Source organism: Mycolicibacterium phocaicum, assembly GCF_010731115.1.
GTDB lineage: Bacteria > Actinomycetota > Actinomycetes > Mycobacteriales > Mycobacteriaceae > Mycobacterium > Mycobacterium phocaicum.
In genome coordinates, this window is sequence record NZ_AP022616.1 from 3107332 (window position 1) to 3130333 (window position 23002).

The 23002-nt window shown below is 66.7% G+C and carries 26 protein-coding genes and 1 tRNA gene; 12 read left to right on the forward strand and 15 right to left on the reverse strand.

Annotated elements, in window-relative coordinates; translation table 11 throughout:
* Nucleotides 1-15 precede the first annotated feature (15 nt).
* The 4 genes from G6N46_RS14975 to G6N46_RS14990 form a co-directional block, all read right to left on the reverse strand.
* The gene (locus tag G6N46_RS14975) at nt 16-1563 is read right to left on the reverse strand and encodes an NCS1 family nucleobase:cation symporter-1 (RefSeq protein WP_138247892.1); all 1548 of its coding nucleotides are present in this window, start codon (nt 1561-1563) and stop codon (nt 16-18) included.
* 83 nt (nt 1564-1646) lie between these two features.
* On the reverse strand, nt 1647-2348 hold the full coding sequence (locus tag G6N46_RS14980; protein ID WP_133426518.1) for a GntR family transcriptional regulator: 702 nt from the start codon (nt 2346-2348) through the stop codon (nt 1647-1649).
* 65 nt (nt 2349-2413) lie between these two features.
* Nucleotides 2414-3964 carry a phytoene desaturase family protein gene (locus G6N46_RS14985; RefSeq protein WP_133426517.1) on the reverse strand — a complete coding sequence of 517 codons (1551 nt, stop codon included), beginning with the start codon at nt 3962-3964 and terminating at the stop codon, nt 2414-2416.
* Nucleotides 3965-4025: 61 nt separating this feature from the next.
* Entirely contained in the window at nt 4026-4610 is a 585-nt protein-coding gene (locus tag G6N46_RS14990; RefSeq protein WP_071286736.1) for a TetR/AcrR family transcriptional regulator, read from the reverse strand.
* 70 nt (nt 4611-4680) lie between these two features.
* Between G6N46_RS14990 and G6N46_RS14995 the strand changes: the two genes are divergently transcribed.
* On the forward strand, nt 4681-5181 hold the full coding sequence (locus G6N46_RS14995; protein ID WP_133426516.1) for a DUF2834 domain-containing protein: 501 nt from the start codon (nt 4681-4683) through the stop codon (nt 5179-5181).
* Nucleotides 5182-5192: 11 nt separating this feature from the next.
* Nucleotides 5193-6353: a pyridoxal phosphate-dependent aminotransferase gene (locus G6N46_RS15000; protein ID WP_133426635.1), complete on the forward strand. Its 1161-nt coding sequence runs from the start codon at nt 5193-5195 to the stop codon at nt 6351-6353.
* Between the two features lie 48 nt (nt 6354-6401).
* On the opposite strand, the gene G6N46_RS15005 is transcribed toward G6N46_RS15000, so the two are convergent.
* The 6 genes from G6N46_RS15005 to G6N46_RS15030 all read right to left on the reverse strand — a co-directional run bounded on the left by G6N46_RS15005 (nt 6402) and on the right by G6N46_RS15030 (nt 10526).
* Nucleotides 6402-7112, reverse strand: a complete 711-nt coding sequence (locus G6N46_RS15005; protein WP_138247891.1) for a GntR family transcriptional regulator — start codon at nt 7110-7112, stop codon at nt 6402-6404.
* 29 nt (nt 7113-7141) lie between these two features.
* Entirely contained in the window at nt 7142-7579 is a 438-nt protein-coding gene (locus G6N46_RS15010) for an SRPBCC family protein (protein WP_133426514.1), read from the reverse strand.
* A gap of 65 nt (nt 7580-7644) precedes the next feature.
* A complete protein-coding gene (locus tag G6N46_RS15015) occupies nt 7645-8724 on the reverse strand; it encodes a CaiB/BaiF CoA transferase family protein (protein WP_133426513.1) in 1080 nt (359 codons plus the stop codon).
* 47 nt (nt 8725-8771) lie between these two features.
* Complete coding sequence (locus tag G6N46_RS15020) at nt 8772-9212, reverse strand: SRPBCC family protein (RefSeq protein ID WP_133426512.1); 441 nt, start codon at nt 9210-9212, stop codon at nt 8772-8774.
* A gap of 64 nt (nt 9213-9276) precedes the next feature.
* The gene (locus tag G6N46_RS15025; RefSeq protein WP_234880525.1) at nt 9277-9975 is read right to left on the reverse strand and encodes a sensor domain-containing protein; all 699 of its coding nucleotides are present in this window, start codon (nt 9973-9975) and stop codon (nt 9277-9279) included.
* A gap of 23 nt (nt 9976-9998) precedes the next feature.
* Nucleotides 9999-10526: an Rv2240c family protein gene (locus G6N46_RS15030; protein ID WP_234880524.1), complete on the reverse strand. Its 528-nt coding sequence runs from the start codon at nt 10524-10526 to the stop codon at nt 9999-10001.
* A gap of 434 nt (nt 10527-10960) precedes the next feature.
* Between G6N46_RS15030 and G6N46_RS15035 the strand changes: the two genes are divergently transcribed.
* The 6 genes from G6N46_RS15035 (at nt 10961) to G6N46_RS15060 (ending at nt 17292) form a co-directional block, all read left to right on the forward strand.
* Complete coding sequence (locus tag G6N46_RS15035) at nt 10961-11629, forward strand: MspA family porin (RefSeq protein ID WP_234880522.1); 669 nt, start codon at nt 10961-10963, stop codon at nt 11627-11629.
* A 251-nt stretch (nt 11630-11880) separates the two neighbouring features.
* The gene (locus tag G6N46_RS15040) at nt 11881-12552 is read left to right on the forward strand and encodes an MspA family porin (RefSeq protein ID WP_133426510.1); all 672 of its coding nucleotides are present in this window, start codon (nt 11881-11883) and stop codon (nt 12550-12552) included.
* A gap of 59 nt (nt 12553-12611) precedes the next feature.
* A complete protein-coding gene (locus G6N46_RS15045; protein ID WP_138247889.1) occupies nt 12612-13262 on the forward strand; it encodes a hypothetical protein in 651 nt (216 codons plus the stop codon).
* 134 nt (nt 13263-13396) lie between these two features.
* Nucleotides 13397-15967 carry a cellulase family glycosylhydrolase gene (locus G6N46_RS28925; RefSeq protein WP_163692770.1) on the forward strand — a complete coding sequence of 857 codons (2571 nt, stop codon included), beginning with the start codon at nt 13397-13399 and terminating at the stop codon, nt 15965-15967.
* Nucleotides 15968-15994: 27 nt separating this feature from the next.
* Nucleotides 15995-16606 carry a pyridoxamine 5'-phosphate oxidase family protein gene (locus G6N46_RS15055; protein WP_061003913.1) on the forward strand — a complete coding sequence of 204 codons (612 nt, stop codon included), beginning with the start codon at nt 15995-15997 and terminating at the stop codon, nt 16604-16606.
* Between the two features lie 47 nt (nt 16607-16653).
* Nucleotides 16654-17292 (forward strand): flavodoxin family protein, encoded by a 639-nt coding sequence (locus G6N46_RS15060; RefSeq protein ID WP_138247877.1) that lies wholly within the window; start codon nt 16654-16656, stop codon nt 17290-17292.
* Here the strand turns inward: G6N46_RS15060 and G6N46_RS15065 are convergent, their stop codons facing one another.
* The 3 genes from G6N46_RS15065 to G6N46_RS15075 form a co-directional block, all read right to left on the reverse strand.
* Complete coding sequence (locus G6N46_RS15065; protein ID WP_133426504.1) at nt 17293-17559, reverse strand: DUF6480 family protein; 267 nt, start codon at nt 17557-17559, stop codon at nt 17293-17295.
* A gap of 37 nt (nt 17560-17596) precedes the next feature.
* Nucleotides 17597-18625 carry a hypothetical protein gene (locus G6N46_RS15070; protein WP_138247876.1) on the reverse strand — a complete coding sequence of 343 codons (1029 nt, stop codon included), beginning with the start codon at nt 18623-18625 and terminating at the stop codon, nt 17597-17599.
* 62 nt (nt 18626-18687) lie between these two features.
* Nucleotides 18688-18939 (reverse strand): hypothetical protein, encoded by a 252-nt coding sequence (locus G6N46_RS15075; protein WP_234880520.1) that lies wholly within the window; start codon nt 18937-18939, stop codon nt 18688-18690.
* 188 nt (nt 18940-19127) lie between these two features.
* Between G6N46_RS15075 and G6N46_RS28930 the strand changes: the two genes are divergently transcribed.
* From G6N46_RS28930 to G6N46_RS15085, 3 genes are read left to right on the forward strand one after another with little or no spacing between them, the layout of a single operon-like run.
* The gene (locus tag G6N46_RS28930) at nt 19128-19256 is read left to right on the forward strand and encodes a hypothetical protein (protein WP_268815721.1); all 129 of its coding nucleotides are present in this window, start codon (nt 19128-19130) and stop codon (nt 19254-19256) included.
* Between the two features lie 55 nt (nt 19257-19311).
* Nucleotides 19312-19860, forward strand: coding sequence for a hypothetical protein (locus tag G6N46_RS15080; protein ID WP_138247888.1), 549 nt, complete (start codon nt 19312-19314; stop codon nt 19858-19860).
* On the forward strand, nt 19857-20237 hold the full coding sequence (locus G6N46_RS15085) for a hypothetical protein (protein WP_234880517.1): 381 nt from the start codon (nt 19857-19859) through the stop codon (nt 20235-20237). Before G6N46_RS15080 ends, G6N46_RS15085 begins: the two co-directional genes overlap by 4 nt.
* 512 nt (nt 20238-20749) lie before the next feature.
* On the opposite strand, the gene G6N46_RS15090 is transcribed toward G6N46_RS15085, so the two are convergent.
* A tRNA-Phe gene (locus G6N46_RS15090) sits at nt 20750-20814 on the reverse strand.
* Nucleotides 20815-20986: 172 nt separating this feature from the next.
* Here G6N46_RS15090 and G6N46_RS15095 point away from each other — a divergent pair.
* Entirely contained in the window at nt 20987-22498 is a 1512-nt protein-coding gene (locus tag G6N46_RS15095; protein ID WP_071289686.1) for a rolling circle replication-associated protein, read from the forward strand.
* 3 nt (nt 22499-22501) lie between these two features.
* Here G6N46_RS15095 and G6N46_RS15100 read toward each other — a convergent pair whose 3' ends face one another.
* Complete coding sequence (locus tag G6N46_RS15100) at nt 22502-22951, reverse strand: hypothetical protein (protein ID WP_064858800.1); 450 nt, start codon at nt 22949-22951, stop codon at nt 22502-22504.
* Between the last annotated feature and the right edge of the window lie 51 nt (nt 22952-23002).

Sequence of the window (23002 nt, forward strand, 5' to 3'; positions counted from 1 at the left end):
AGGACTCCCGTGCGGTCACGACACCGACTCGGCGACGAACCGGTCGCGGACGGCCAGTAACCGGTAGATACCGAGGGCGACGCCGCAGCCGATGAACCAGCTGTACTGGGCCGCGGTGTGCATGCCGTACACGCTGCCCGCCAGTAGCACCGGCAGTGCCGCGAGCACCGCGCCGGCCACGGTCGCGATGACCGCGACCTTGTTGTAGCCCTTGGTGTACCAGTACTTTCCGGACTCGGCCATGGTGAACAGGTCGTCGACGACCACCTTCTGCTTACGCACCAGGTAGAAGTCGGCGAGCAGCACACCGAACAGCGGTCCGATGAAGGCGCCCAGGGTCTCCAGCGTGTAGTGGATCACCTCCGGGTTGTTGTAGAGGTTCCACGGCGTGATCAGCACCGAGCCGACCGCGGCGATCATGCCGCCGGCGCGCCAGCTGATGCGCTGCGGGCTGACGTTGGAGAAGTCGAACGCCGGGCTGATGAAGTTGGCGACGATGTTGATGCCGATGGTGGCGATGGTGAAGGTCAACGCGCCCAACACGATTGCGAAGGTGCTGTCGATGCGGGCCACGGTCTGCACGGGGTCGGTGAGCAGTTCGCCGAACACCGGCAGCGTCAGCGACGCGGTGACCACCACCAGCACGGAGAACACCAGGAAGTTGACCGGCAGCCCGAGGAAGTTGCCCTTCTTGACCGCGGCGAACGACTTGCCGTAGCGGGAGAAGTCGCCGAAGTTCAGCATCGGACCGGAGAAGTAGGACACCACCAGCGCGATGGCGCCGAGCATCACCGGAATCGAATCCAGGCCGGTGTACTTGACCTCGCCGAGGTTGAGATCGATTGCGCCCCAGCCGGCTTTGTAGATGAGGTAACCGCACAGGACGAACATGACGACGTAGACGGCGGGGCCGCAGAAGTCGATGAACCTGCGGATCGCCTCCATGCCGCGCCAGAAGACGCAGGCCTGCAACACCCACAGCAGCAGGAAGCTGGCCCAGCCCAGCACCGGCAGACCGAGGAAGCCGTGAGTGGCGAGATCCGCGTACGGGGCGAGCCCCGGAAACAGCTTGAGCAGCACGACATCCAGGGCGGCCGACGCCAGGTAGGTCTGAATGCCGTACCAGGCCACCGCGATCAGTCCACGGATGACGGCCGGGATGTTCGCCCCCAGCACGCCGAACGCGGTGCGACAGATCACCGGATAGGGCACGCCGGAAGCCTGGCTCGGCTTGGCGACCAGGTTGCACAGGAAGTAGACGAGCGTGATGCCGATCAGCAGCGCCACCAGAACCTGCCAACTGGCCAGCCCGAGGGCGAACAGGCTGCCCGCGGTCACATAGCCGCCGACGCTGTGCACGTCGGACATCCAGAACGCGAAGATGTTGTAGGAGCCCCAGCTCTGCTTGCCCAGCGGAGCCAGGTCCTCGTTGGTCAGTCGAGGGTCGTAATCCGGTTTGATGACGCCGCCACCGACGGGGTGGCCGGCGGCCTCGACGATGTCACCTGCGCCGATCACCGCGCCCGGTGGGGTCAGGTCCTTGGGAACGAGGGTGTCAGTCATGCTCGAAAACGCTAAAAAAGCAACGTTTCCCTGCTGTTTCCCCCGAGATATGCCGCAATTGCGGAAAAGATATATGTTCGCCGCTACGCCAGCAGCCCGGTGTCCGTGGGCAGTTTGGCGATCACCGCGTTGAGCCGAACGGCGTGATTCTCCGCGACAGTGATCAGACGCTCGGCGTCACCGGCGACGAAAGCGTCGACCATCGCGCAATGATCCGCATGCAGTTCCGCCCGGTCGTCACGGCTGACATGCAGCATCGACTGCACGGGTTCGGTGACATTCCACGCCGCCTCCAGCATGTGCAGCAGCCGATACATGCGCGACGGTCGGGTGAGCGCGGCATGCAGCTCCCGGCTCTGCCGGTGGTAAGCGCCCGCGTCATCGTCGCGAATCGCCTGCTGCAGACTGACATTGACCGCGACCGCGGCCGCGCGGTCGGCATCGGTGGCGTTGGCCACGGCAACGCCCAGCGACGCCGACTCCAGAGCCTCACGCACGATGTACATTTCGCGGAGTTCCTGCGGCGTCAACAGGGCCACGGTGTAACCGAAGTTGAGCCGGTGCTCCACCAGCCCCTCCCCGATGAGCGTCTTCAGCGCCTCCCGTACCGGAATCTGACTGACGCCGAACACGTCCGCCACGTCGGCCAAGGGGATCGGCGTACCGGGCGGCACGCCGCCGTCGAGGACAGCACGGCGCAGTTCGTTCAGCACCCCCTGCTGTGACGGCGCGGCCCGATCCGCCACCAGCTGTCCGAGCAGGACAGAACGCCGGTGGGGCCGCATACCCGCACACTAGGTCGGCGTTGTTGCCGAACCGGTTTCGGCGACGTTTCGGCGCGGTTAGCGAATCATGTGTTCAACACGGCGTGGGCGGCGTTGTAGCCCGGGATGAAGTTGACGGCCGGGCCACCGTGGCAGCCGGCGCCACCCAGGTAGACGCCCTCGACGGGCAGCTCCTGGTCGAGGTAGCCGCGCGGGCCGGGCCGGTTGGGCCCCATCTGTTCGGGGTGGATCAGCCCGTGGCAGTAGTCGCCGCCGGGAGCGCCGAACATCCGGTCCATGTGCCGCGGCGTGAACGTCGTGTGCCGCAGGATGAGCTTCTCGAAATTGGGTGCCACGCGGGTGATCTTGTCGATGACGCGTTGTCCCATCTCGCGTTTCATCGAGCCGTAGTCACCGCCACCTTCGACCGGGAACCACTGCGCGAACGCCGACGACGCGTGCTTGCCGGGCGGTGCCAGCTCGGGATCCAGCACCGAGGGAATCTGCCAGGCGATGGACGGATCGGCCGGCACGATACCCCGGCGGCTGTCCTCCCACTGCTGCTGCAATTCCTCGGGCGTGCTGAAAAGACCGATCGTGCCCTGCAATTCGGGATTGTTCAGGATTTCGTAGGGCTCGGCGAACTCCGGGGTGCCGTCGAGCGCGAAGTGCATCTGCAGGTAGCTGCCGCGGTGGTCGACGCGGGTGTACCGGGCCCGGACATCGTCGGGCACGGCGGCGCCGAGCAGCCGGTCCACGGTCAATGACGGTGCGAGTGACGAAACCACCACGGGTGCAGTGATTTCGGTGCCGTCGTCCAGACGTACGCCGGTGACCCGGCCGTCGGCGACCGTGATGGCCGCGACCGCACTGCGCAACCGGACCTCACCGCCATGAGCGACGAACGCGTCCTCGAGGTGCTTGGCCAGCGCACCGATGCCGCCCTTGAGCTTTCGCATCAACGACGCCCCATCGGTCGGGACGGCGAGGCCGAAGGCCAGCGCGGCGGCGCTGCCCGGGGTGGCGGGACCGCGGTACGTGGAGTTGCACGCCAGCACCGACAGCATCCCGCGGATGGCGCCGTACTTGTCCTTGTCCGGCAGGTAGCGGTCGAGGACGTCGGTCACCGAGCCGAACAGCATGTCGGTGATGGCCGACCGCTCGAATTCGTTTGTGGCGCAGGCATACATCTCGTCATAGGTCTTGGGCGGCAGCCCCGCGTCGAACCGGCCGAGGGCCCGCGCCGGCGCCATGCTCCAGGCCATCAGGCCGGCCATGCCGTTGACGGCTTCGGCGCCGTGCACCTCGTTCATGTGGGTGAGCAGCTTCATGGGGTCCGAGTAGAAGAGCAACGGCTCGTCGCCGATCCCCCGCATGTTGACCGACATGACTTCCTGCTCGACGCTCGGCACCTCGTCGAGGCCCAGCTCCTGACTCACCTTGAGCGCCGTCGGGAACTGCTCGGACCCGGCGATCTCGAACTTGAACCCGTCGAACAGCTCGACGGTCGAGGCCATGCCGCCGGAGTAGAGCTTGGCCTCCAGACACAGCGTGCGCAGGCCGGCCTTCTGCAGCATCACCGCCGAGGCCAACCCGTTGTGCCCTGCTCCCACCACGATCGCGTCGAATTGCGCCATTTCCGCAGAGTCGCACCCGTACATAGTTTTGTCAATAGTGACAAAACTATACCGACGAGGATCAGACGGGTCCGGCCGCCAGCTGGTCCAGCGCCTGGTGGCACATGCGCGCGAGATCGGCCAGCGACCGCTCGGCGCCCAGCATCCACACCTCCATGGCGCCGAACACCGCGGCAGCGATGGTCCGCGACGTCACCGCGACGCGCAGCCGGTCGTCAGGCCCGCCCCGCCGCTCGAGATACTCGGCGATGGCATCGGCGAAGTCGGCCTCGACCTGCCGGATATGACTGACGATCCGCTCGGCGTCGAGTTCCTGTTCGCGCAGCGCGGCGATCTTGGTGACCGCACCAAAGTCGTACGGAAAGGCGAAGATCGCGGCCTGTACCGCCGCCAGCACCGGTTCGTCGGCGGGCCGTCCGGCCAGCGCGGTGCGGAACCAGTGCAGACCCGCGTCGTAGTCGGCGAACAGCAGCTCATGCTTGGACGTGAAGTGCCGGTAGAACGTGCGCAGCGAGACCCCGGCGTCGGCGGCGATCTCCTCCGCCGTGGTGCCCTCGACACCCTGCGCCAGGAAACGGACCAGCGCCGCCTGTTGCAGCGCCTCGCGTGTGCGCTCACTACGTACGGTCTGCGGCGGCCGGGGCATCCCAGTACGGTACCGCAGAATGTTTTGTCATGATTGACAAAACATTTCGCGGCGAGCAGACTCCGCTGACATGGTCTCGCTCATCGTCCACGCCGTCCTCGGACTGATCGTCATCGCGTTCATCGTCAAGCTCAACCCCGCGGTCTTCCGCAAGCCGGCCGACGGACCCGCGTTCTCGGCACTCGAATCGGCCTACTACGTGATCGGCATCGCCTCGATAGCGCTCGGCTACTACTTCAACACCAAGTTCGTCATGGATTACCAACCGCCCGACGGCAATCCGATCACCGGGCCGGGCAGCTGGTCGGACTACATCCGCCTGATGTTCGTCAACCCCGCGGCGTCGTCGGCGGGCCAGGACTACACCATCATCAACGTCATCCTGCTACCGCTGTTCAGCATCGCCGACGGCCTGCGGCGCGGCATCCGGCACCCCTGGCTGTTCTTCGTCAGCAGCCTGTTCACCAGTTGCGCTTTCGCGCTGGCGTTCTACTTCGCCGTCGTCGCGCGGCAGCAGCGGCACGAGCGCGCCGTCGACCACGTCAGGAGTTCTGCGACAATCCAGGGGTGACGCCACCGAGGATGGTCGCCCGCCTGCGGCCTTACGCCTCCACCATCTTCGCCGAGATGTCGGCGCTGGCCGCACGGGTCGGCGCCGTCAACCTCGGCCAGGGCTTTCCCGACGAGGACGGCCCGGCACCGATGCTGGCGGTGGCGCAGCAGGCCATCGCGGACGGCGTCAACCAGTACCCGCCCGGCCCGGGCATCCCCGCGCTGCGCCAGGCCATCGCGGCCCAGCGCACACGGCACTACGGCATCGACTACGACCCGGACACCGAGGTGCTCGTCACCGTCGGCGGCACCGAGGCCATCGCCGCGGCCGTGATCGGCCTGGTCGAGCCGGGCAGTGACGTGCTGATCATCGCGCCGTTCTACGACTCCTACTCCCCGGTGATCGCCATGGCCGGCTGCCGGCGCGTCGTCGTCCCCCTCGCGCCGGACAACCACGGCTTCGCCATCGACATCGACCGGCTCCGCGCCGCAATCACGCCGCAAACCCGTGCGCTGATCCTCAACTCGCCGCACAACCCGACCGGCATGGTCGCGAGCCACGACGAGCTGACGGCCATCGCCGCCCTCGCCATCGAGCATGACCTGCTGGTCATCACCGACGAGGTCTACGAGCAGCTGACGTTCGACGGTCATCAGCACCGGCCGCTCGCCGGGTACCCCGGCATGGCCGAGCGCACCGTCACCATCTCCAGCGCCGCCAAGATGTTCAACTGCACCGGCTGGAAGATCGGTTGGGCATGTGGGCCGGCTGACCTGATCGCCGGGGTGCGCGCCGCCAAGCAGTACCTGACGTACGTCGGCGGCGCGCCGTTCCAGCCGGCCGTCGCGCACGCGCTGGACCACGAGGACGCCTGGGTCGCGGCGCTACGAAAGTCCTACCGCGGCAAGCGGGATCGATTGGCCGGCGCCCTCACCGACATCGGCTTCGACGTGCACGACAGCTTCGGCACCTACTTCCTGTGCGCCGATCCCCGCCCGCTGGGATATGACGACAGCACCGCGTTCTGCGCCGGCCTGCCAGAGCGGGTGGGCGTCGCCGCCATCCCGATGTCGGCGTTCCTGGATCCACACTCGCCTGACTCGGCCGGCTGGAACCACCTGGTGCGGTTCGCCTTCTGCAAGCGCGACGACACCCTCGACGAGGCGATCAGCCGGCTCCGCACCCTGTGATTTGTGCACGAAAATCCGCGCCCACCGCGGAAAATCGTGCACAAATCGCTAGGAATCCTGCGTGAGCAGCCCGGTGTCGGTGGGCAGGGTCCCGATCGCGACGTCGACGCTGTCGTTGTGGCGCTGCGCGATCGCACTGAGCCGCGCGGTGTCCCGGGCCAGGAACGCCTCGAGCATCTCCTCGTGGTCGCCGTTGAGCTTGGCCCGGTCGTCCGGCGTCACGTGCATCATGGCCTGCACGGGTTCGATCATGTTCCAGGACATTTCGAGGATGTGCAGCAGCCGATGCATGCCGGACGGGCGCACCAGCGCCATGTGGAAGTTGCGGCTCTCCCGCTGGAACGCCGCGCCGTCGGAGTCCCGAATCGCTTGCGCCATCCGGTCATTGGCCTCGATCGCGACGGCCCGCTCGTAGTCGGTGGCCTTTTCCGCGGCGATCGTGAGCGCCGCGCCCTCCAGCGCCGCGCGCACGACGTACATCTCGTGCAGTTCCTGCTTCGTCATCCGGGCGACGGTGTAGCCCGAGTTGGGCCGGTGTGTCACCAGGCCCTCGCTGATGAGCGTCTTGAGTGCCTCGCGGACGGGAATGTGGCTCACGCCGAACAGTTCGGCGACCTCGGTCAGCGGCACCGGGGTTCCGGGTGGCGCGTCACCGCGCAGGATCACCCGGCGCAACTCGGTCACCACGGTCTGCTGCGGCCCGCCGTTCCGCACCACCACCAGCTTCTCCAACAGCGGAGAAGGTGGGCGGTCGGTCATACGAACTCTCCCTGTCGACAGAGTGTGGACTAGCCGTAGAGACGAGTCACCCGGGCCCGCAGCCGGTCGACCGCAGCATCGAGCACCAGTTTGCGGGCTCGGCGCAACAGGAACTCGGGAATGGGGGCGACGAGGTCCACGATGATGTCGAATCGCACCCTGGTGTGGTCGCCCTCGCGAGTCAGTTTGTACTCGGCATGTTGCCCACGCTGTTGGAAGGTGTCGGCCGCGTCCCACACCATCCAGTCATCACCCCAGTGGTACTCCAGGAGTTCTTTGTCGGTGATGCCCATGATCTTCACGGTCGCTTTGACATGGTGCGGACGACCGTCGGGATACCGATCCAGTACCTGTAATTCCCGGTGCAAGCTGCGCCATTGCGACGCCTCGTCCATGTCGGCCAGCGCATCCATGATGGCTTCGGGCGAGGCGTCGATCACCAGCTCTCGGGACGCCATAACTGCCATAAGGGCAAATTTAGTCCTCTCCACCGGCCTCGGGTAGAGAATGCGTCAGCTAACTTCCAAAACCGCTACCAACCGACTTCGCCGATCGGCGTGGTCTGCTGCGGCGGAGCGCCGACGGGGCCCGACGGGGTCCGCGAGAAACGCGGTGCGGGCGCCGCCTGGTCGACGCCGTCGACGGTGACGATCGTCGACCTGGCCCGGAGGTGTTCGCCGGCGGCGGCCTCGGTCCAGGTGAGCACGGGAGTGACGCAGGCGTCGGTCCCGGCGAACGTCCCGGTCCACTCGACGCGGGTCCGGCTCGCGAACCGGGCAGCAAAGATGTCGCGCATTTCGTCGTAGCGCGCGAGGTCGAACTGGTTGGGCACCTCGGCGGGATCCAGGCCAAGGCCCACAAGTAGCTGAGCGAAGAACTGCGGTTCGATCGAGCCGACCGCCATGTAGCCGCCGTCGGAGGTCTCGTACACGCGGTAATACGGGGCGCCGCCGTCCAGGAGGAAGGACTCGCGCTGGTCCTTCATCACGCCGGTGGACTTCATGGTCCACATCATCTGGGCGAGCATGCTGACACCGTCGACCATCGCCGCGTCGACCACCTGGCCGCGGCCGGACTGTTCGCGTTCGTACAGCGCCGTGACGATGCCGATGAGCGTCAGCATCGACCCGCCGCCGAAGTCGGCGACCAGGTTCAGCGGCGCCACCGGCGGCCGGTCGCGGTAGCCGATGGCCGACAGCGCGCCGGTCTGCGACAGGTAGTTGATGTCGTGGCCCGCGGTCTGGGCGAGCGGGCCGTCCTGGCCCCAGCCGGTGATCCGGGCGAAGATCAGCCGCGGGTTGACGGCCTCGCACTCGGCCGGCCCGATGCCGAGGCGCTCGCAGGTGCCGGGACGGAAACAGTCAAGCAGCACATCGGCTTTCGCGGCCAGCGCGAGCAGCGCGGCCGGGTCGGACTTGACGTCCAGGTCGACGATCCGCTTGCCGCGGTGCAGCAGGTCGACGTTCTCGGCGGGCATCGTCAGCCCGCCGGGACGACGCACCCGCACCACATCGGCGCCGAGGTCCGCCAGCATCATGGCGGTGTGCGGCCCGGGGCCGATTCCGCCGAGTTCGATCACCTTGACTCCGGCCAGTGGCCCCGCATTCGTCATCCCGCGACGTTAGCCCATGGGTTGATGCGGCTGAATCCCGGTGTGCGTCAGCCCTTCTTGTTCTTGGCCATGAACTTTTTCAGCCCCTCGGTGGCAGTCTCAGCGCCACCGCTGACGCTGCGCTTGAGCAGGAAGCCTGGGATCGGCACCACGGGGTCGACGGTGATCTCGAACTTCACCTTGGTCTTGTTGCCGGCCGGGGTCAGCGTGTACTTGGCTTCCTGCTTCTTCAGCGACGACGACCTGATCAGCACCCAGCTGCCCGTGAGGTCGGTCCAGGTGTATTCGAGGATCTGGTCGTCGGCCATGCCGGCGGCCTTGATCGTCATCTTGGCCTGCTTCGGCCGGCCGTTCTCGTAGGTGTCCAGGACCTCGGCCTTGGTGTACTGCGGCGACCACACGGGTGTCTGCGCAAGGTCTGCGATGACATCCATGATCTCTTCAGGGGTTGCCTCGATGGTCACTTCGTGCGACGCGCTGACTGCCATGGCGCGACCATAGACCACGGGACCACGCGCCGTGAGCAGATGGTGCAACCAGCGGGACGACCCGTCAGTGGATGTTCGACTGGATCTTCGTGGCGATGTCGGCGGCCGCCGTCACCGGCGCCTTGGGGGTGCAGGCTTCGACATCGATGATCAGGTTCTCGACGCGCTGCAGAACGTGTTGGCACCAACGGGTTTCGGGCCCGGTGCCGCGCATGATGGGCATCGCGAGTTTGGTGTCGGAGCGCTCCAGATCTCCCGACAGCCACTTCGGTAGCGGCTTGTCGTTGAGCCGGATGTTGACATGGTGGTTGGTGCACTTGGCCCACCGCGCGGCCGACAGGTTGAAGAAGTTCCGGGCCGCATCGGATGTCGGGTAGTAGACGACCGACTGCGCTGCCAGATAGTCCCATTGGTCGCTGTCAGGGACCTGCAGCGTCTGCTGCCGCACGGCCTTCCAGTCCTGGCCGCTCTTGAGGTCCTTGCCATCCTTGGAGTAGATGACGGACTCGTCGATCTGCCAGACGCCGAGGCAGTTCAGGTTCGGCAGCAGGTTGCGGTGGTCGTCCATCCCGTCTTTCGGCGGACGGCCCACCATGCCGGTGACGCCCATCGTCTTGTTCATCTCGTCCGGCGTCAGCAGCAGGCTGTCAATGCTGGACTCGGCAACGACGGACGGGGTCGCGGGTGTCGGCGTACCGGTCTTGCCGCCGCAGGCGGCCAGCGCCAGGCACAGCACGGCGACGCCGAAGGCGTGTCGCTTCACGTGTTCCCTATATACCGGCGCGCTCAGGCGTGGGTACCGGCCGCGGCGCACTCGCGCTGGACGGCCTCGGCGTTGGTGTTGACCTGGGTTGCCGTGTCGTCGAGGCTGCCGCCCGTCATGCCGATGCCCATCTTCACCAGCAGCTTGGTCGCGCCGAATGACCAGGACCGCATGGGGTCGGCAATAGCCGGGTTCAAGCCGGGGGTGTTCGCGGCGTCCATCGCGACGGCGGCGGACTGCCGCAGGGTGGTGCGGCCGGCCACATTGCTCTGATGGACGTAGGGGTCGTTGGCGTCGAGGCTGTCGGCGAAGCCCTCGTAGCCGGAGGCGGCGCTGTCGAGCGCGTTGGCGAACTGCGAGCATGCCTGCACGGCGGCGGGGTCCGCGTTCGACGACGTGACACCCGTCGACTGCACGCCGGCACCGGCGTCGATCGGGCCGACCGGCCCGGCTTCATCGTCGGCCGCAGCGGTGGGCAGGTACATCGCCCCCGCGCCGAAGACAGCAGCAGATGCGACAACCAGACGTACCCAGGTGCGTGAAGACTTCACCGTTTTCCTCCAAGTCATTCGGTGCGATTGCCGCGTCCACCGGGCGTGGGACACCCGGCAATGACGGACGCTCGGCGTTCGACCCTCTCACGGTCAGGCGTGTACATGGCCAATTGGTGAACACAAGACAAACCGGCGCTTTCCAATCTCCGTCGGTTGTATGGCACCACCGGATGAATGACCCAGATCACACTCGCTGAACTGGGCATTCAATAGTCTGCTACCACGACAAATGACTCCAGCAATACACGCATATTCCTGTGTTGCCCACTGGTTGATAACGCAAGGGCAAGTTTTGCAGTCCGTTAACCGTCTGGCAACCCGGCCAGTAGATGCTCCGCAGCGACACAAATTCAGCAACGCACAGCGATCCGCAGCACTGCTGATTACCCGATACGAGAGGCGCACTCATCACCATGTCGAACCGTTATGCCATGTTGGCAGCCCTTTGCGTGGTGCTCCCGGTCGGCACCGCGCCGCTGGCACTCGCTGACCCGCCCGCCGATCCGGCTGTGCTGCCGGCCGGCAACCCGGCCCCGCCGCCTCCTGGCGAGGGCGCCGTGCCGTCGGGCCCCGCCGGCGTCCTGGACACCCCCGACGGCTGGCACATCGAGGTCACCGGCAGCAACGAGACCCAGCTTCCCGTCGCCCCCCTGACCACCGCGATCTCCTCGCGTGAGTACTGGGTCGCCGGTACCTTCACCGGCAAGATCACCGGTAGCGGAAAGACCAAACTGGCTGGTGGAACGCTGGAAGCCGGCGAGCAGATCGGTTGCGGCATCATCTCCGACGAGGCCGAGATCAACCCCGGTATCAGCTTCACGCCGGGTATCAGGATCCCGTTCGCGGGCACTGACCCCAGCCTCGGTACCGGCATCAGCCTGCAGGGCAAGGTCTACCTGAAGCCCGGCACCGTGACCACCGTCGCGATCGACAAGAAGTCGTTCAAGGGCACCACCGCCCGCGTGACCATCACGGGTGTTCGGATCAAGACCGACCAGTGCGCCGGTCAGTCGTTCATCCGGTCGTACGCCACCCTGACGAGCTCGACCGACAACACCGACGACGTCATCACCTACCTGGGTGTGACGAAGTCCGTCTGACCTGATGCCCGGTGCGGGCGAACAAGCTCTCCACGAGCCCGCCCGCACCGGCCACGGACACCGGCCGTGAATTTAATCAGTCAGACGAAAAATATTGTCACTGAATAAAGAATTTGATCCATCCACAAAACAAAGCCAGTTCCGAGTAATTGGCCAGCCGTTCACCAATTCGAAATCCGAATATTGAATGCTCCGAGAATCGAAAACAGTCTCATTCTCGGATTCCAACCCACGAGAGGCGCCGTAACCCCATGTTGAACCGACTTGCCACATTGGCTGCCGCAGCGGGCGTGCTGCTGTCGGCGACCGTTACGCCGCTCGCCCTGGCCGACCCGGTCGATCCCGCCGGCTTCGACGGCCCGCCGCCGGACAACGGCGTCGTGGCCTCCGACGAGCCGGCCCGCATCACCAGCCCGGACGGCTGGGTCCTCGAGGTCGTGGCCAAGAACGAGACCCAGCTGCCCGTCGCCCCGCTGACCACCGCGGTCAGCTCCCGCGAATACCTGGTGGGCGGCACGTTCACCGGCACCGTCACGGGCAACGGCAAGACCAAACTGAACGGCGGCACGCTGGAGGCCGGCTACCAGATCGGTTGCGGCATCGAGCTCGGCCAGGTGCGTCTGATCGGCCAGATCGGTCTGAGCACCTCGGGCTCCACCCTCGCCGGCCTGATCCCCACCGGTGTCAGCATGCCGATGTCGGGCACGCTGGAAATCCACGCCAAGCCGGGCACCGTGACCCAGGTGCCGGTCGACAAGAAGACCTTCAAGTCGGCTCCGGTCCGCGTGACGCTCAAGGACACCCACATCAAGATCGACGGTTGCGTCGGCCAGTCCTTCCTGCGGTCGTACGCGGTGCTGACCAGCTCCACCACCGACACCGACGACATCGTGGCCTACTACGGCATCACCAAGTCGGTCTGATGCATCGGGTTACCCGCGGAATTGTCACCGCCGCAGCGGTTTTCGCTGCGGCGGCGGCAATGACGCAAACTGACATCGCATCTGCCGATCCGGTCGTGCCCACGCCGGTTCCGGCACCTGGCCCCGCTCTGCCGCCACCGGCCCCGGTTGCGGCCGACGGTCCGGGCGCGAACCTGGCGGTCCCGATCGCGGGCGCCAATTTGGGTCCGCAAGGTCTGAACGTCCTGGGACAGACCAACGACGTCAATCCGCTGGCCGCCGCCCTCGGCGCGCCGTCGGACCTGACCGGTCTGGACCGCGGCTCCGTTCTCGGCCAGTACGCCGCGCCCTCGGCACCCGGTGCGGGTGGTCCGGTCACGGCACCCAATCTGCGCGCATTCAACAACGCCTACGGCCCGCAGCAGTGCATCAAGCCGTCGGCGCCCGGTAAGTGCGAGCAGTTCGGCGTCGAAGCCGGCCAGGAGAACGAGGACGTCACCGGCCGGCAGTGGCTGGGTCGCTACATCGACATGTACCGCGACGGTCGTCTGAAGGGCGGACTGCTCGGGCAGATGCCGCGCGAACAGCTCGGTGAATCCCTGCCCGGCACGGCACCGCCTCCCGGAACCAACATCCCGCCGGGCCTGGTGGAGTTCCGTCCGGACCCCGCCGATGTCCCGCCCCCGCCTGGGGCACCGGTTCCGCCGGTGCCGCCGGCACCCGCCAACTGAACACCTGATACGGGCCCGTCAACTCCGGTTGGCGGGTCCGAATCGTCTGCGCCGGTTGGTCGCCGGTCATGCTGAATTCAGACAGCCGCGCCATTTTGACCGCAGCGCATGGGCCCGTCACGTATACACAAGCAATGACGGTAAGCGCCGGCTGGTACGGCGTCGGCGGACTCGCGGCGGCCATCATCGGGGCAGCACTCACCACCGGGACCGCCGTCGCATGGGCCGACAACGAGTCCGGGCACGACGGCTCCGGCAGTCCCGCCGCCTCGGCGGCCAGTGCCGCGGCGCACGCCGGCAGCGACAGTTCAGCCCCGCCCACCGGTCGGCCGGCGCGTTCGGCACCGCCCCGATCGAGCGGCACCCGCTCCCCCGCCCGCACCAAACCTGCGGCGAGTTCGGCCGGTGAACGGTCGCACCGCACGGCCGCGCCGACCACCGGCGCGACGTCGCGACCCCAGACCCCGTCGAATCCCGTTGTCCCCAAGCCGAAGTCAGCAGCCAAGGCGGGGGCCGCAGCGCCTGCGGCGACCCCGCAAGCCACCAGCGCCAGCGCCACGACTGTCGCCGCGACGCTCCCCTCCGCGGCGACACAGGCGGCGCCGAGCGCCGTGCCGGCCCTACCCAACAATGCGGCCGGGTGGTTCCAGGCGGTGATCTACAACCCGCTGCACACCGGCATCCAAGGCTGGATCAACAGTCCGCTCGGGCAGGGCGTGGACGGCGTCATCAACAGGCTGGCCGGCACCTACGTGATCGGCAACGGCCGCACCGGCACCGCGACCGCACCCAATGGCACTGCGGGCGGGTGGCTGTTCGGCGACGGCGGCGCCGGCTGGGACAGCACCGAGGCCGCGGTCCGCGGCGGCAACGGCGGCGCGGCGGGCATGGTCGGCAACGGCGGGCGCGGCGGTTCCGGCGGTGCCGGGGCCTCAGGCGGCACCGGTGGCCCCGGCGGCGTGCTGATGGGCATCGGCGGCCATGGCGGTGCGGGCGGCGCCCAGGCCGGCGGCACCGGCGGGCCGGGCGGCAAGGGCGGAAACGGGCGCGGTCTGCTGTTCGGCGCCGGCGGCGGTGGTGGCCGCGGCGGCGACGGGGCCGACGGCGGACGCGGCGGGAACGGCGGTTCCGGCGCGTTCATCATGGGCATCGGCGGCGCCGGCGGGGATGCGGGAAACAGTGGCGTCGGCGGCGGCTCCACCGAACTGCCCGCGCTCGGTGGCGCGGGCGGCAACGCGGGTCTGCTGGGCAATCACGGCGCGGTCGGTAAGTCCGGGACGGGCACCACCCTCATCCAGACCGGCGCGAACACCTCCATGCTGTCCGTCACGCCGACCGGCGTCTGGCTCACCAACAGCGACGGGCAGGTCGTCCTGCTGCACGGCTTCAACGAGGTGTACAAGCTGGCGCCGTATGAACCGTCGGCGAGCGGATTCAGCGAGGACGACGCCGCATTCCTGGCGGCCAACGGTTTCAACGTGGTGCGGCTCGGGGTGATCTGGGCCGGCGTCGAGCCGCAGCCCGGTGTGTACGACGCCGCCTATGTCGACTCGATCCGGCAGACCGTCGACATGCTTGCGGCGCACGGCATCTACACCATCATCGACATGCACCAGGACCTGTACAGCGCATCGCTCGGCGGCGAGGGCGCGCCCGAGTGGGCCACCAAGACCGGCGGGCTGCCCAACCGCAGCTTCGGCTTCCCCGGCAGCTACTACCTGAACCCCGCCGAAACCGCGGCGTGGGATGGCTTCTGGAACAACGCCGAGGCCGCCAACGGAATCGGGCTCGAGGACAACTACGCCAAGGCCTGGGAGACGGTCGCCGCCGCGGTCGCGGGCAACAACAGCGTCATCGGCTACGACATCATGAACGAACCCTTCCCGGGCACCTCGTGGTTGCCGACGCTGCTGGGCAGCCCGTTCTACGCGACGCAACAGCTGACGCCGATGTACAACCAGGTGGCGGCTGCCATCCGGGCCGTCGATCCGAACACCGCGCTGTTCGTCGAACCCGCCAACCCCGCGGTGTCGGAGGTGCCCGCGATCCTCGGCCTACCTGTTCAGCTGGGCACCATCGACGACGCGAAAGTCGTTCTGGCGTTTCATGACTACTGCGCCGGTTCGGCCACCAGCAGCATCTGCGGGTGGCTGGCGATGCAGCAGGCCAGCACGGCACACGCCTACGGCAAGGCCAACAACATCCCGGTGTTCATGGACGAGTTCGGCGCCTCCCACCTGCCCTCGGATCTGAGAGCCGAGATGAACGCCGCAGACCGGTACCTGATGAGCTGGTCCGTATGGGCCTACTCCGGTGTCGGTGACATCACCACCAGCGGCAGCACCGACGGCGAGTCCGTCGTCTACGACCCGGCCCTGCCGCCCACTGGCGACAACGTCAACACCGGGAACCTTCAGGTGCTGGCCGGGCCGTACCCACAGGCGGTATCGGGCACACCACTCAAACTCTCAAATACCGACGGCGCCTTCACCTTCAACTACTCGACGGCCAAGGCCGACGGTTCGGGCAACTTCGCGGCCGGTTCGTTGAGCAGCGTGTCGGTGCCCGCCGTCGCCTACCCGAACGGGTACACGGTGACCGTCACCGGCGGCCACGTGGTCTCGGCCGCGAACGCACCGACATTGGTGATCGCATCAGACACCGACACCGGCGTCGTTCAGGTCGTGGTGACCGCCGCGCCGTAGCCCGAGGCCGGGCGTAGCGTGATCGACGTGTCGAACGAGCCGAACAACCACTATCACCACCTGGCATTCGGCCCTGACGCACTGAATCGTCAGCAGCGCAACGGCAGCTACCTGGCCTACGGTCGGCACACCGAACGGGCCGACGACGGCCCGCAGCGCCTCGACGACCGCGAGCTGCTGATGATCCGACGCGCCGATCAGTTCTGCCTGGCCACGGTCACGCCCAACGGTTGGCCCTACCTCCAATACCGCAGCGGCCCAGCCGGATTCGTCCGATACCTACCCGAGACCGACCGGCTGCGGTTCATCGATCTGCCGGGCAACAACCAGTTCGTCACCCTGGGCAATCTGGCCGCCGACGACCGGCTGGCGATGTTCTTCGTCGACTACCCGCGACGCACGCGCCTCAAGGTCTTCGGCCGCGGGACTGTCATCGAGGACGGGCCGCAGCGCGAGATCGAGATCGCGGTCGAGGCCTTCGACTGGAACTGCTCGCGCTCCATCATTCCGCGCTTCGACCGCGAGTACCTGCGCGAACTCGGCGAGGCGTACCAGGCCAAGTTCGACGGCCGCGAGGCCGAGCTGCAGGCCGAGATCGACGCACTCAAGGCACGGGTGGCGGAGTTGGAGAGGCGCTGACGGGGTCATTTCCGTTTGTCTACTCGGAGCCCGGGTACCCGCTCGTCATGACCCAACCAACGCCCCTCCGCGCGACCGCACTGATCTGCACTCTCAAGCCGGGCCCGGCACCGTCGAGCAGTGACCTCATCGCCGAGAATGTCCTGGCCGTGTTGCGGGATCAGGGCGTCGCGTGCGAAACCGTCCGGTGCGTCGACTTCAACATCGCTCCCGGAGTCGAGGCCGACATGGGCGACAGCGATCAGTGGCCACAGATCCGGGCCCAGGTCCTCGAGTCCGACATCCTGCTGATCAGCACGCCCATCTGGCTGGGGCACCCGTCATCGGTCGCGCAGCGGGTTCTCGAGCGCCTCGACGCTGAGCTGTCCAACAAGGACGATCAGGGCCGACCGGCCGTCTCGCAGAAAGTCGCGATCGTCAGCGTCGTCGGCAACGAGGACGGCGCCCACAAGACCGTCGCCGATATCTTCCAGGGGCTCAACATCTTCCAGGGGCTCAACGACATTGGCTTCAACATCCCCGCCCAGGGGTGCACGTACTGGAACGGCGCCGCGATGGAGTCGACGGACTACAACGACCTCGACGAGGTACCCGAAGCCGTGGCGTCGGCCACCGCGGCCGCGGCCCGCAACGCCGCACACCTGGCCCGCGTGCTGCACTCGGCGCCGTATCCGCCGTACAAGTAGTCAGTTGAAGACGCCGACGAGCTTCAGGATGAACAGGATCGCGATGGTGAGGAAGACGAGGACGTAGATCGCGATCACCACCGTCGGCGCGATCAGCTTTTTCGGGCCGCCGGCCGGTGGGGTCGGATCGGGATTGCTCGTCGCCGATTCCTGTCCGGAGTCGGGCGGCGTATCACCGGGTTCACTGCCGCCGCCGGGTGCCAGGCCCGGCGTCGTCGTCGGATCCGGGTCCGGTGGTGCCTGGTTCGGCTGTCTTTCGGAAGCCATGGCGGGTGGTTACCCGGGTGCCGCGCCGCCAAACGGTTCAGTGGCCCGCCACGGCCTGCCGGAACTCATCCGAGAGGTAGAACGGGATGAGCCGACGACGCAGGACCGACTCCAGATAGCCGCGCTCGTCGAGCAGTGCGATCACCGGAGGGCCGAAGCGCAGGGCCTCCTCGATCATGTCCTCACGGCCCACGCCGAGATCGAGCAGCAGATCGTAAAGGCTGACATCGCCGTATTTTTCGAAGACGTGGTCGATGCCCTCGTCGAGAAGCGTGCGGAAGTAGTCGGTGTCCCGGAATGTGCGCCAGAACTCGTAGATCGGCACGACCGCGTCCTCGACGTCGTCGGCGGAGATCACCGAAACCGCCGACGACAGCGGGCTGTCGAGGTTGCTGCGCCACAGCTCGTTGAGCGCCGCGGCGAGCACGTCTTCGTCCGCGTGCGTGTGGGCGAGCAGAAAGCGGGCGCCACGGCGCGCTAGATCTTCGGCGCGCAGCTCCAACCGTTCGACCGGGCCCTGCGGCATCCGGGCACCGACTGCGCCGAACACGCGGCCCAGTCGGCCACGGGCCAGCGACCTGCCGCCCTGCGTGACGGATTCGGCGAGCGAGTGCTGCACCAGAGTCACGCAGAATTCGGTGAACGCCTCGCTGTTCAGAATGCGTTCCAGGAGCCGCTGGGTGACGCCCATCTCGACCACCATCGCACTGAGCTCGCTGAACCGCCGGCCGTCGATGACGTCGCCGAAACGGGTATCCGAGGCGGCGGTGAGCCGAAACAGCCGGGTGGCGATCTCACTGACCAGTTCCGCGATGCCGCCCTCCACCGGCACCTGCACGGCGTACTTCGCGGCGACGTTCTTGATCATGGTGGGGGTCACCGCGTCGGACAGCGTGATCTCCGACGCCTCCAGCAGCGCGTGCTCGATCTCATCGAGGACCAGGCTGTGGTAGTTCTCGCCGCGCAGCTGCTGCATGGCGAACGCCACCTGCGCATCGAGGAGCCGGGCGGCGACCGGTTCGAGCTGCGGCTCGAGGTCGTCGGCCGGCTCCGGGAAATTGGTCATTGCGAGCACCTTACCCAGCGGGACTCATCGGCCGCGGGTTGTGCGTTTGGGCAGCTCGCAGCTCAGCGGCGCACCGTCGGACTGTGGCCCACACCGGACTGCGGCACCGACGTGGGCGGACGGTTCTGCGTCATGCTCAGGCAAGCACCCAGGCCGCCGCCGACACAGGGCACCCCATTGACCGTCGGTACCGGCCCACCTGATCGGTTCCCGGTCGGGTCGAAAGCAGCGTCGGCGCCGGCTGCCGGCGACAGGCCGATGGCCATAGCCCCGCACGCCGCCAGGTACGTGTCCATCCGAAGGAGACCGGCCATCATCGCCACGCTTTCACGCGTTCAATGGCCAACATAGCCCGATGCCCGCGGTTAGAAGTACACCCGCGAGTTGGCGGAGTGAGTGCGCGTGTTCCGTCCCGCGATCACCGCAGCGGGAGACGCCCAAATGTCCGCGGGAACCATGCCGGTGATCGCCTTATCCTTGGTTTCGGGGGCAGGGGGATGCGATGGACTACTTGGCGGGACAGCTGGTTTTCTTGGCGATCGTCGCGGGGCTGATCGGCGGCGTGATCTGGGCAGTGGTCGTGATGCTCAAGCCACGCCCGCGGCTTGAAGACGAAGACGACGAACTATGACTCGCTGCTTCATGCCGGCGCCACAGATCGGCCCGAACGGCGCGCCGGTATTCGGATGAGCTGCGTTGAACTCCACGGTCGGCGCTTCGTTACGGCTCGGATCGCTCACGTCACCGGGGCTGTGTCGTGGTGGGTGTTCGTCGTCGCTCGTCTCATGACAGAGATGAATTCAGCGCCAATGAACTTCGGCCTGCCGCGGCGGTACGCCGACTACGACGAGTCGATATTCGGAGTCGGGTTGGGGCACAAAGACTTTGGCTGGACAGCGTACGAGCCGCTGACCGGCCATCCGCCCTCGTCGCTGAACGATGGGTTCTTCATCATGAACGTCCTCTCGACCGTCGCGGTCGTGGCGCTGGCCATCACCGCGATAGCCGCCGTGGTCGAAGCGATATCCGTCGCGAGATGGCCGACAGGCATTGCCACGATTCTCGCGCCGATCACCGGCGGGGCCATCATCCTCAGTGCGCTCTACCACGGCACCGGATTCGGCGGTGGTCTCAAGTTGAACTTGCTGATCGTGTTCGCGCTGGTGCTGGTCGGCATTGCGATTCGTGAATTGTGGAGCCGGGTGTGGGCGCCTCGCCCGACCCGGGCCGAATGACCTCATCTGGAGAGCCCGGGCGCGGAGCGCAGGACACGTTGCGCGGCGAGATCCTGGACGCCGCAGCGTACGACTGGGTGCCCATGATCGAGGTCGATCAGATCGTGACCCAACAGCAGCTCGCGGCGAACGACGGCGAACGGTTCGACTTGGTGACGAGTGTGGTGCGCGCGCTACTCGAAGAGGGTCTGGTCAGCGTGGGGGATCTGCCGGGCGACGGAGCCGAGACCCCGGACTGGGGTCTATCCGCTGACGCCAGCGCCGAGCGAATCCGGGGCATGTACGTCGATCGCCACGGTGAGCCTGAGGAGTGGCAGTACCGCATCTGGTTCGGGCTCGCTCTGGGTGGTGATGCGCGAGCCATGTCCGCCGGCTGACGGCGATGAAGGTACGCGGCGGCCACGACACCGGAGTTGGGATCGGTAGCGCCGCGGTGATGGTCCGCTTCGTCCCGTAAGACGTACACGTGCGGAAGGACGCGATCATGTGGTGGACGATTCCGGTGGTGGTCATCGCGTTCGACGCGGCGATCATTTTGTTCTTCGCAGCCGTCAAGCGACGGGGGCTTCAGCGCCTTGGAACTACCCGCGGCGGAAGCTTCGGGCCTGGCGCCGACGCCGGAGCTGCCGGCTGGGCGGTCGGTGCCGACTTCTCCGGCTGCGGCGACGGAGGCCACGGGGCGCACTCAGGCTGCGGTGGTGGGCACAGCGGCTGCGGGGGTGGCGGTTGCGGCGGTGGGGGCGGCTGTGGCGGGGCTGCTGACGATCACGCTTGCTCGGGTCGATCACGACGGGCAAGAAGAAGGGCGCGTTGGGTGTGTCAGATTCGAGTCCGCGCGGCAGCACCCTAGAAACGAGAAAAACCACCCGTCAGCAGGTGGTTCTTGAAGTGGCCAGGGCCGGGATCGAACCGGCGACCTTCCGCTTTTCAGGCGGACGGGATAGCCGCTGACCTGCGGTTTATCTCCGTCTGTGCGTCATATGCGCGGCATTGAGCTGCGCTGACGTATTCGCTCTGTCCGACGAACGGACATAAACCGGACACGGTGCTTGCACTCCTGACCAGGAGCTTCGGCGCTGCCGCTTGCGTTGTGGGCAGCCTCCGGCTCCGGGGAGCAGGCATCCCGATGCCCAGATTCGCAACTCAAGCCACCGACTCGACATCACCGGCGGGCGGCTCGTCGGCACCTGATGGACCGCCATTCGGGCTCGGTTCAGCGGGTGCCGCGGTGGACGGGAGATCGCGAGCGCCCGAGGCCGCCAGGCCGCAGGGCGGGAGAGCGCCAGCGGTCGGCCGTACGTCCACCGCGGCACCCGGCCTCAACCCAGCCGCGGCCAGCGGGCTTGTTATATGTGCCGAAAATGTCCGCGACCCGGTTGTCGACGGGCTCGCGAACGGTGAGCTGCGGGCGTTCGACGCATTGGGGCTGCGGTTCCCGAGCCCCGAGATGGTCACCGCGGCTGCGGCATTGTTCGAACCAGCTTTGTCGTGGGCGAGCGGTCCCGGGCGTCGAGGTGTCGAGCCGGAGTCCGGACAGTTCCGCATCACCATCGGCCCTGGCGTCGTGCGGCTCGGATGGACGAACCCTGTCCGGGCCGAGAAAGCCGCTGAACGGGCCGTTGGCCATCACCAGCGCGACGTTGATGACGAGAAGCTGCGTGTCAAAACTGACCTCGAACTTGAAGCCAAGCACAGTAATCAGGCCGTCGCGTCTTCGACGCGGCGGAGCCCTACGTCAAGCGATGGGCACAGCACTGGCGGTGTCATCACCGAGTGGTCGCGCAAGTCTCGGTCGTCGATGTGCCGTACGTTCGCCGAACTCGACTACAGCCCGCTGGTGGAATCCGGCCGAATACCAGCGATGGTTACACTCACCTACCCCGGCGACTGGGAAGCCGTCGCACCCACCGGGACTAGCGCAAAACGACATATAATGCTGTGGCGCAAGCGCTTTCAACGCGAGTATGGCGAACCGGCCCGCTACATCTGGAAGTTGGAATTTCAACGACGGGGCGCGCCGCATGTTCATCTGTGGATGGCACCACCGATGTCACCCGGCCGCTCGGGTCTCAGCTTCGCCCAATGGCTTTCCGACACATGGGCTCAGGTCGTCGACCATCCCGACTCTGCGCAGAAGGCCCGACACCGACTGGCCGGCACCGCGATCGACGTGCTCAGCGGACTTAAAGCCTGTGACCCAAAGCGACTGGCAATCTACTTCACCAAACATTCGTCACCAAATATGCACGGCGACAAGGAATACCAGCACATTGTGCCCGAACTCTGGCAGCGGCCGGGGAACGGACCCGGCAGGTTCTGGGGCGTGTTCGGGCTCAAGAAAGCCCTCGTCGTAGTCGAGGTCGCACAAGATGCGTACGTGGCGGCTCGTCGTATCGTGCGGCGGTGGTCACGGAGTCAGGCTGTGTACGGCGATTCGGGCAGCCGCTTCCCCACTGCAGTGGCACCACGAATGGCAGTGCGGCTGGTTGCGCGCGTCGATCATGAGACCGGCGTGATCGCCCATCGGCGAGTTCGGCGACGACGAGCTCTCTGCAACCAAGGCGGCCTGGCCGGTGGGTACGCACTTGTTAACGACGGGCCGGCGTTCGCAGCTCAGCTTGCCCGTGCGATCTCGTAAACCTCACTTGCCCTGGCCAACTCGCTGCATTTCATCAGCCAACTCCTCGGCAAGTTCTCGATCGACCCGTCTGATTTCGTCGGGGATTTCGTCGACCATGCACCACCTCAGATCGTCGATTTTCGAGCGACGCGCCAAGTCGACGTGAGCGCTGATGTCTTCGGAGTGCAAGCCATATCCATGCAAATGGCAATGCCAGCGCAGAGATTCAGCCACGGTGTCAGCGAGATCATCAAAGCTGGTGGCCATCTCGTCGGCATCCCGGGATGCTCGGTCCTCGATGAACTCATTGCGCTGGCTCTCCGTCCATGCGCACGGAAACTCCAATCGGGACCCATACAGGGTTGCGATCGCCGCTTCCAGCTCCTGGTATCCGTATTCTGCGCCACACCGTCCCCACGAAGCGACAGCTTCGTCAGCAAATGCCTCGAACTCAGTGTCACTGGACATCATTCACGCTCCTCGTCGTTGGGTGCCGGCGGGTGTACCTATGCGGTCATCATC

Bases quoted from the DNA above. Each gene is read 5' to 3' on its own strand.
- G6N46_RS14975 (WP_138247892.1), bottom strand. From the start codon at position 1,563: ATGACTGACACCCTCGTTCCCAAGGACCTGACCCCACCGGGCGCGGTG.
- G6N46_RS14980 (WP_133426518.1), bottom strand. From the start codon at position 2,348: ATGCGGCCCCACCGGCGTTCTGTCCTGCTCGGACAGCTGGTGGCGGAT.
- G6N46_RS14985 (WP_133426517.1), bottom strand. From the start codon at position 3,964: ATGGCGCAATTCGACGCGATCGTGGTGGGAGCAGGGCACAACGGGTTG.
- G6N46_RS14990 (WP_071286736.1), bottom strand. From the start codon at position 4,610: ATGCCCCGGCCGCCGCAGACCGTACGTAGTGAGCGCACACGCGAGGCG.
- G6N46_RS14995 (WP_133426516.1), top strand. From the start codon at position 4,681: ATGGTCTCGCTCATCGTCCACGCCGTCCTCGGACTGATCGTCATCGCG.
- G6N46_RS15000 (WP_133426635.1), top strand. From the start codon at position 5,193: ATGGTCGCCCGCCTGCGGCCTTACGCCTCCACCATCTTCGCCGAGATG.
- G6N46_RS15005 (WP_138247891.1), bottom strand. From the start codon at position 7,112: ATGACCGACCGCCCACCTTCTCCGCTGTTGGAGAAGCTGGTGGTGGTG.
- G6N46_RS15010 (WP_133426514.1), bottom strand. From the start codon at position 7,579: ATGGCAGTTATGGCGTCCCGAGAGCTGGTGATCGACGCCTCGCCCGAA.
- G6N46_RS15015 (WP_133426513.1), bottom strand. From the start codon at position 8,724: ATGACGAATGCGGGGCCACTGGCCGGAGTCAAGGTGATCGAACTCGGC.
- G6N46_RS15020 (WP_133426512.1), bottom strand. From the start codon at position 9,212: ATGGCAGTCAGCGCGTCGCACGAAGTGACCATCGAGGCAACCCCTGAA.
- G6N46_RS15035 (WP_234880522.1), top strand. From the start codon at position 10,961: ATGTTGGCAGCCCTTTGCGTGGTGCTCCCGGTCGGCACCGCGCCGCTG.
- G6N46_RS15040 (WP_133426510.1), top strand. From the start codon at position 11,881: ATGTTGAACCGACTTGCCACATTGGCTGCCGCAGCGGGCGTGCTGCTG.
- G6N46_RS15045 (WP_138247889.1), top strand. From the start codon at position 12,612: ATGACGCAAACTGACATCGCATCTGCCGATCCGGTCGTGCCCACGCCG.
- G6N46_RS28925 (WP_163692770.1), top strand. From the start codon at position 13,397: ATGACGGTAAGCGCCGGCTGGTACGGCGTCGGCGGACTCGCGGCGGCC.
- G6N46_RS15060 (WP_138247877.1), top strand. From the start codon at position 16,654: ATGACCCAACCAACGCCCCTCCGCGCGACCGCACTGATCTGCACTCTC.
- G6N46_RS15065 (WP_133426504.1), bottom strand. From the start codon at position 17,559: ATGGCTTCCGAAAGACAGCCGAACCAGGCACCACCGGACCCGGATCCG.
- G6N46_RS15070 (WP_138247876.1), bottom strand. From the start codon at position 18,625: ATGACCAATTTCCCGGAGCCGGCCGACGACCTCGAGCCGCAGCTCGAA.
- G6N46_RS15075 (WP_234880520.1), bottom strand. From the start codon at position 18,939: ATGGCCGGTCTCCTTCGGATGGACACGTACCTGGCGGCGTGCGGGGCT.
- G6N46_RS28930 (WP_268815721.1), top strand. From the start codon at position 19,128: ATGGACTACTTGGCGGGACAGCTGGTTTTCTTGGCGATCGTCGCGGGG.
- G6N46_RS15080 (WP_138247888.1), top strand. From the start codon at position 19,312: ATGAGCTGCGTTGAACTCCACGGTCGGCGCTTCGTTACGGCTCGGATC.
- G6N46_RS15085 (WP_234880517.1), top strand. From the start codon at position 19,857: ATGACCTCATCTGGAGAGCCCGGGCGCGGAGCGCAGGACACGTTGCGC.
- G6N46_RS15095 (WP_071289686.1), top strand. From the start codon at position 20,987: ATGCCCAGATTCGCAACTCAAGCCACCGACTCGACATCACCGGCGGGC.
- G6N46_RS15100 (WP_064858800.1), bottom strand. From the start codon at position 22,951: ATGATGTCCAGTGACACTGAGTTCGAGGCATTTGCTGACGAAGCTGTC.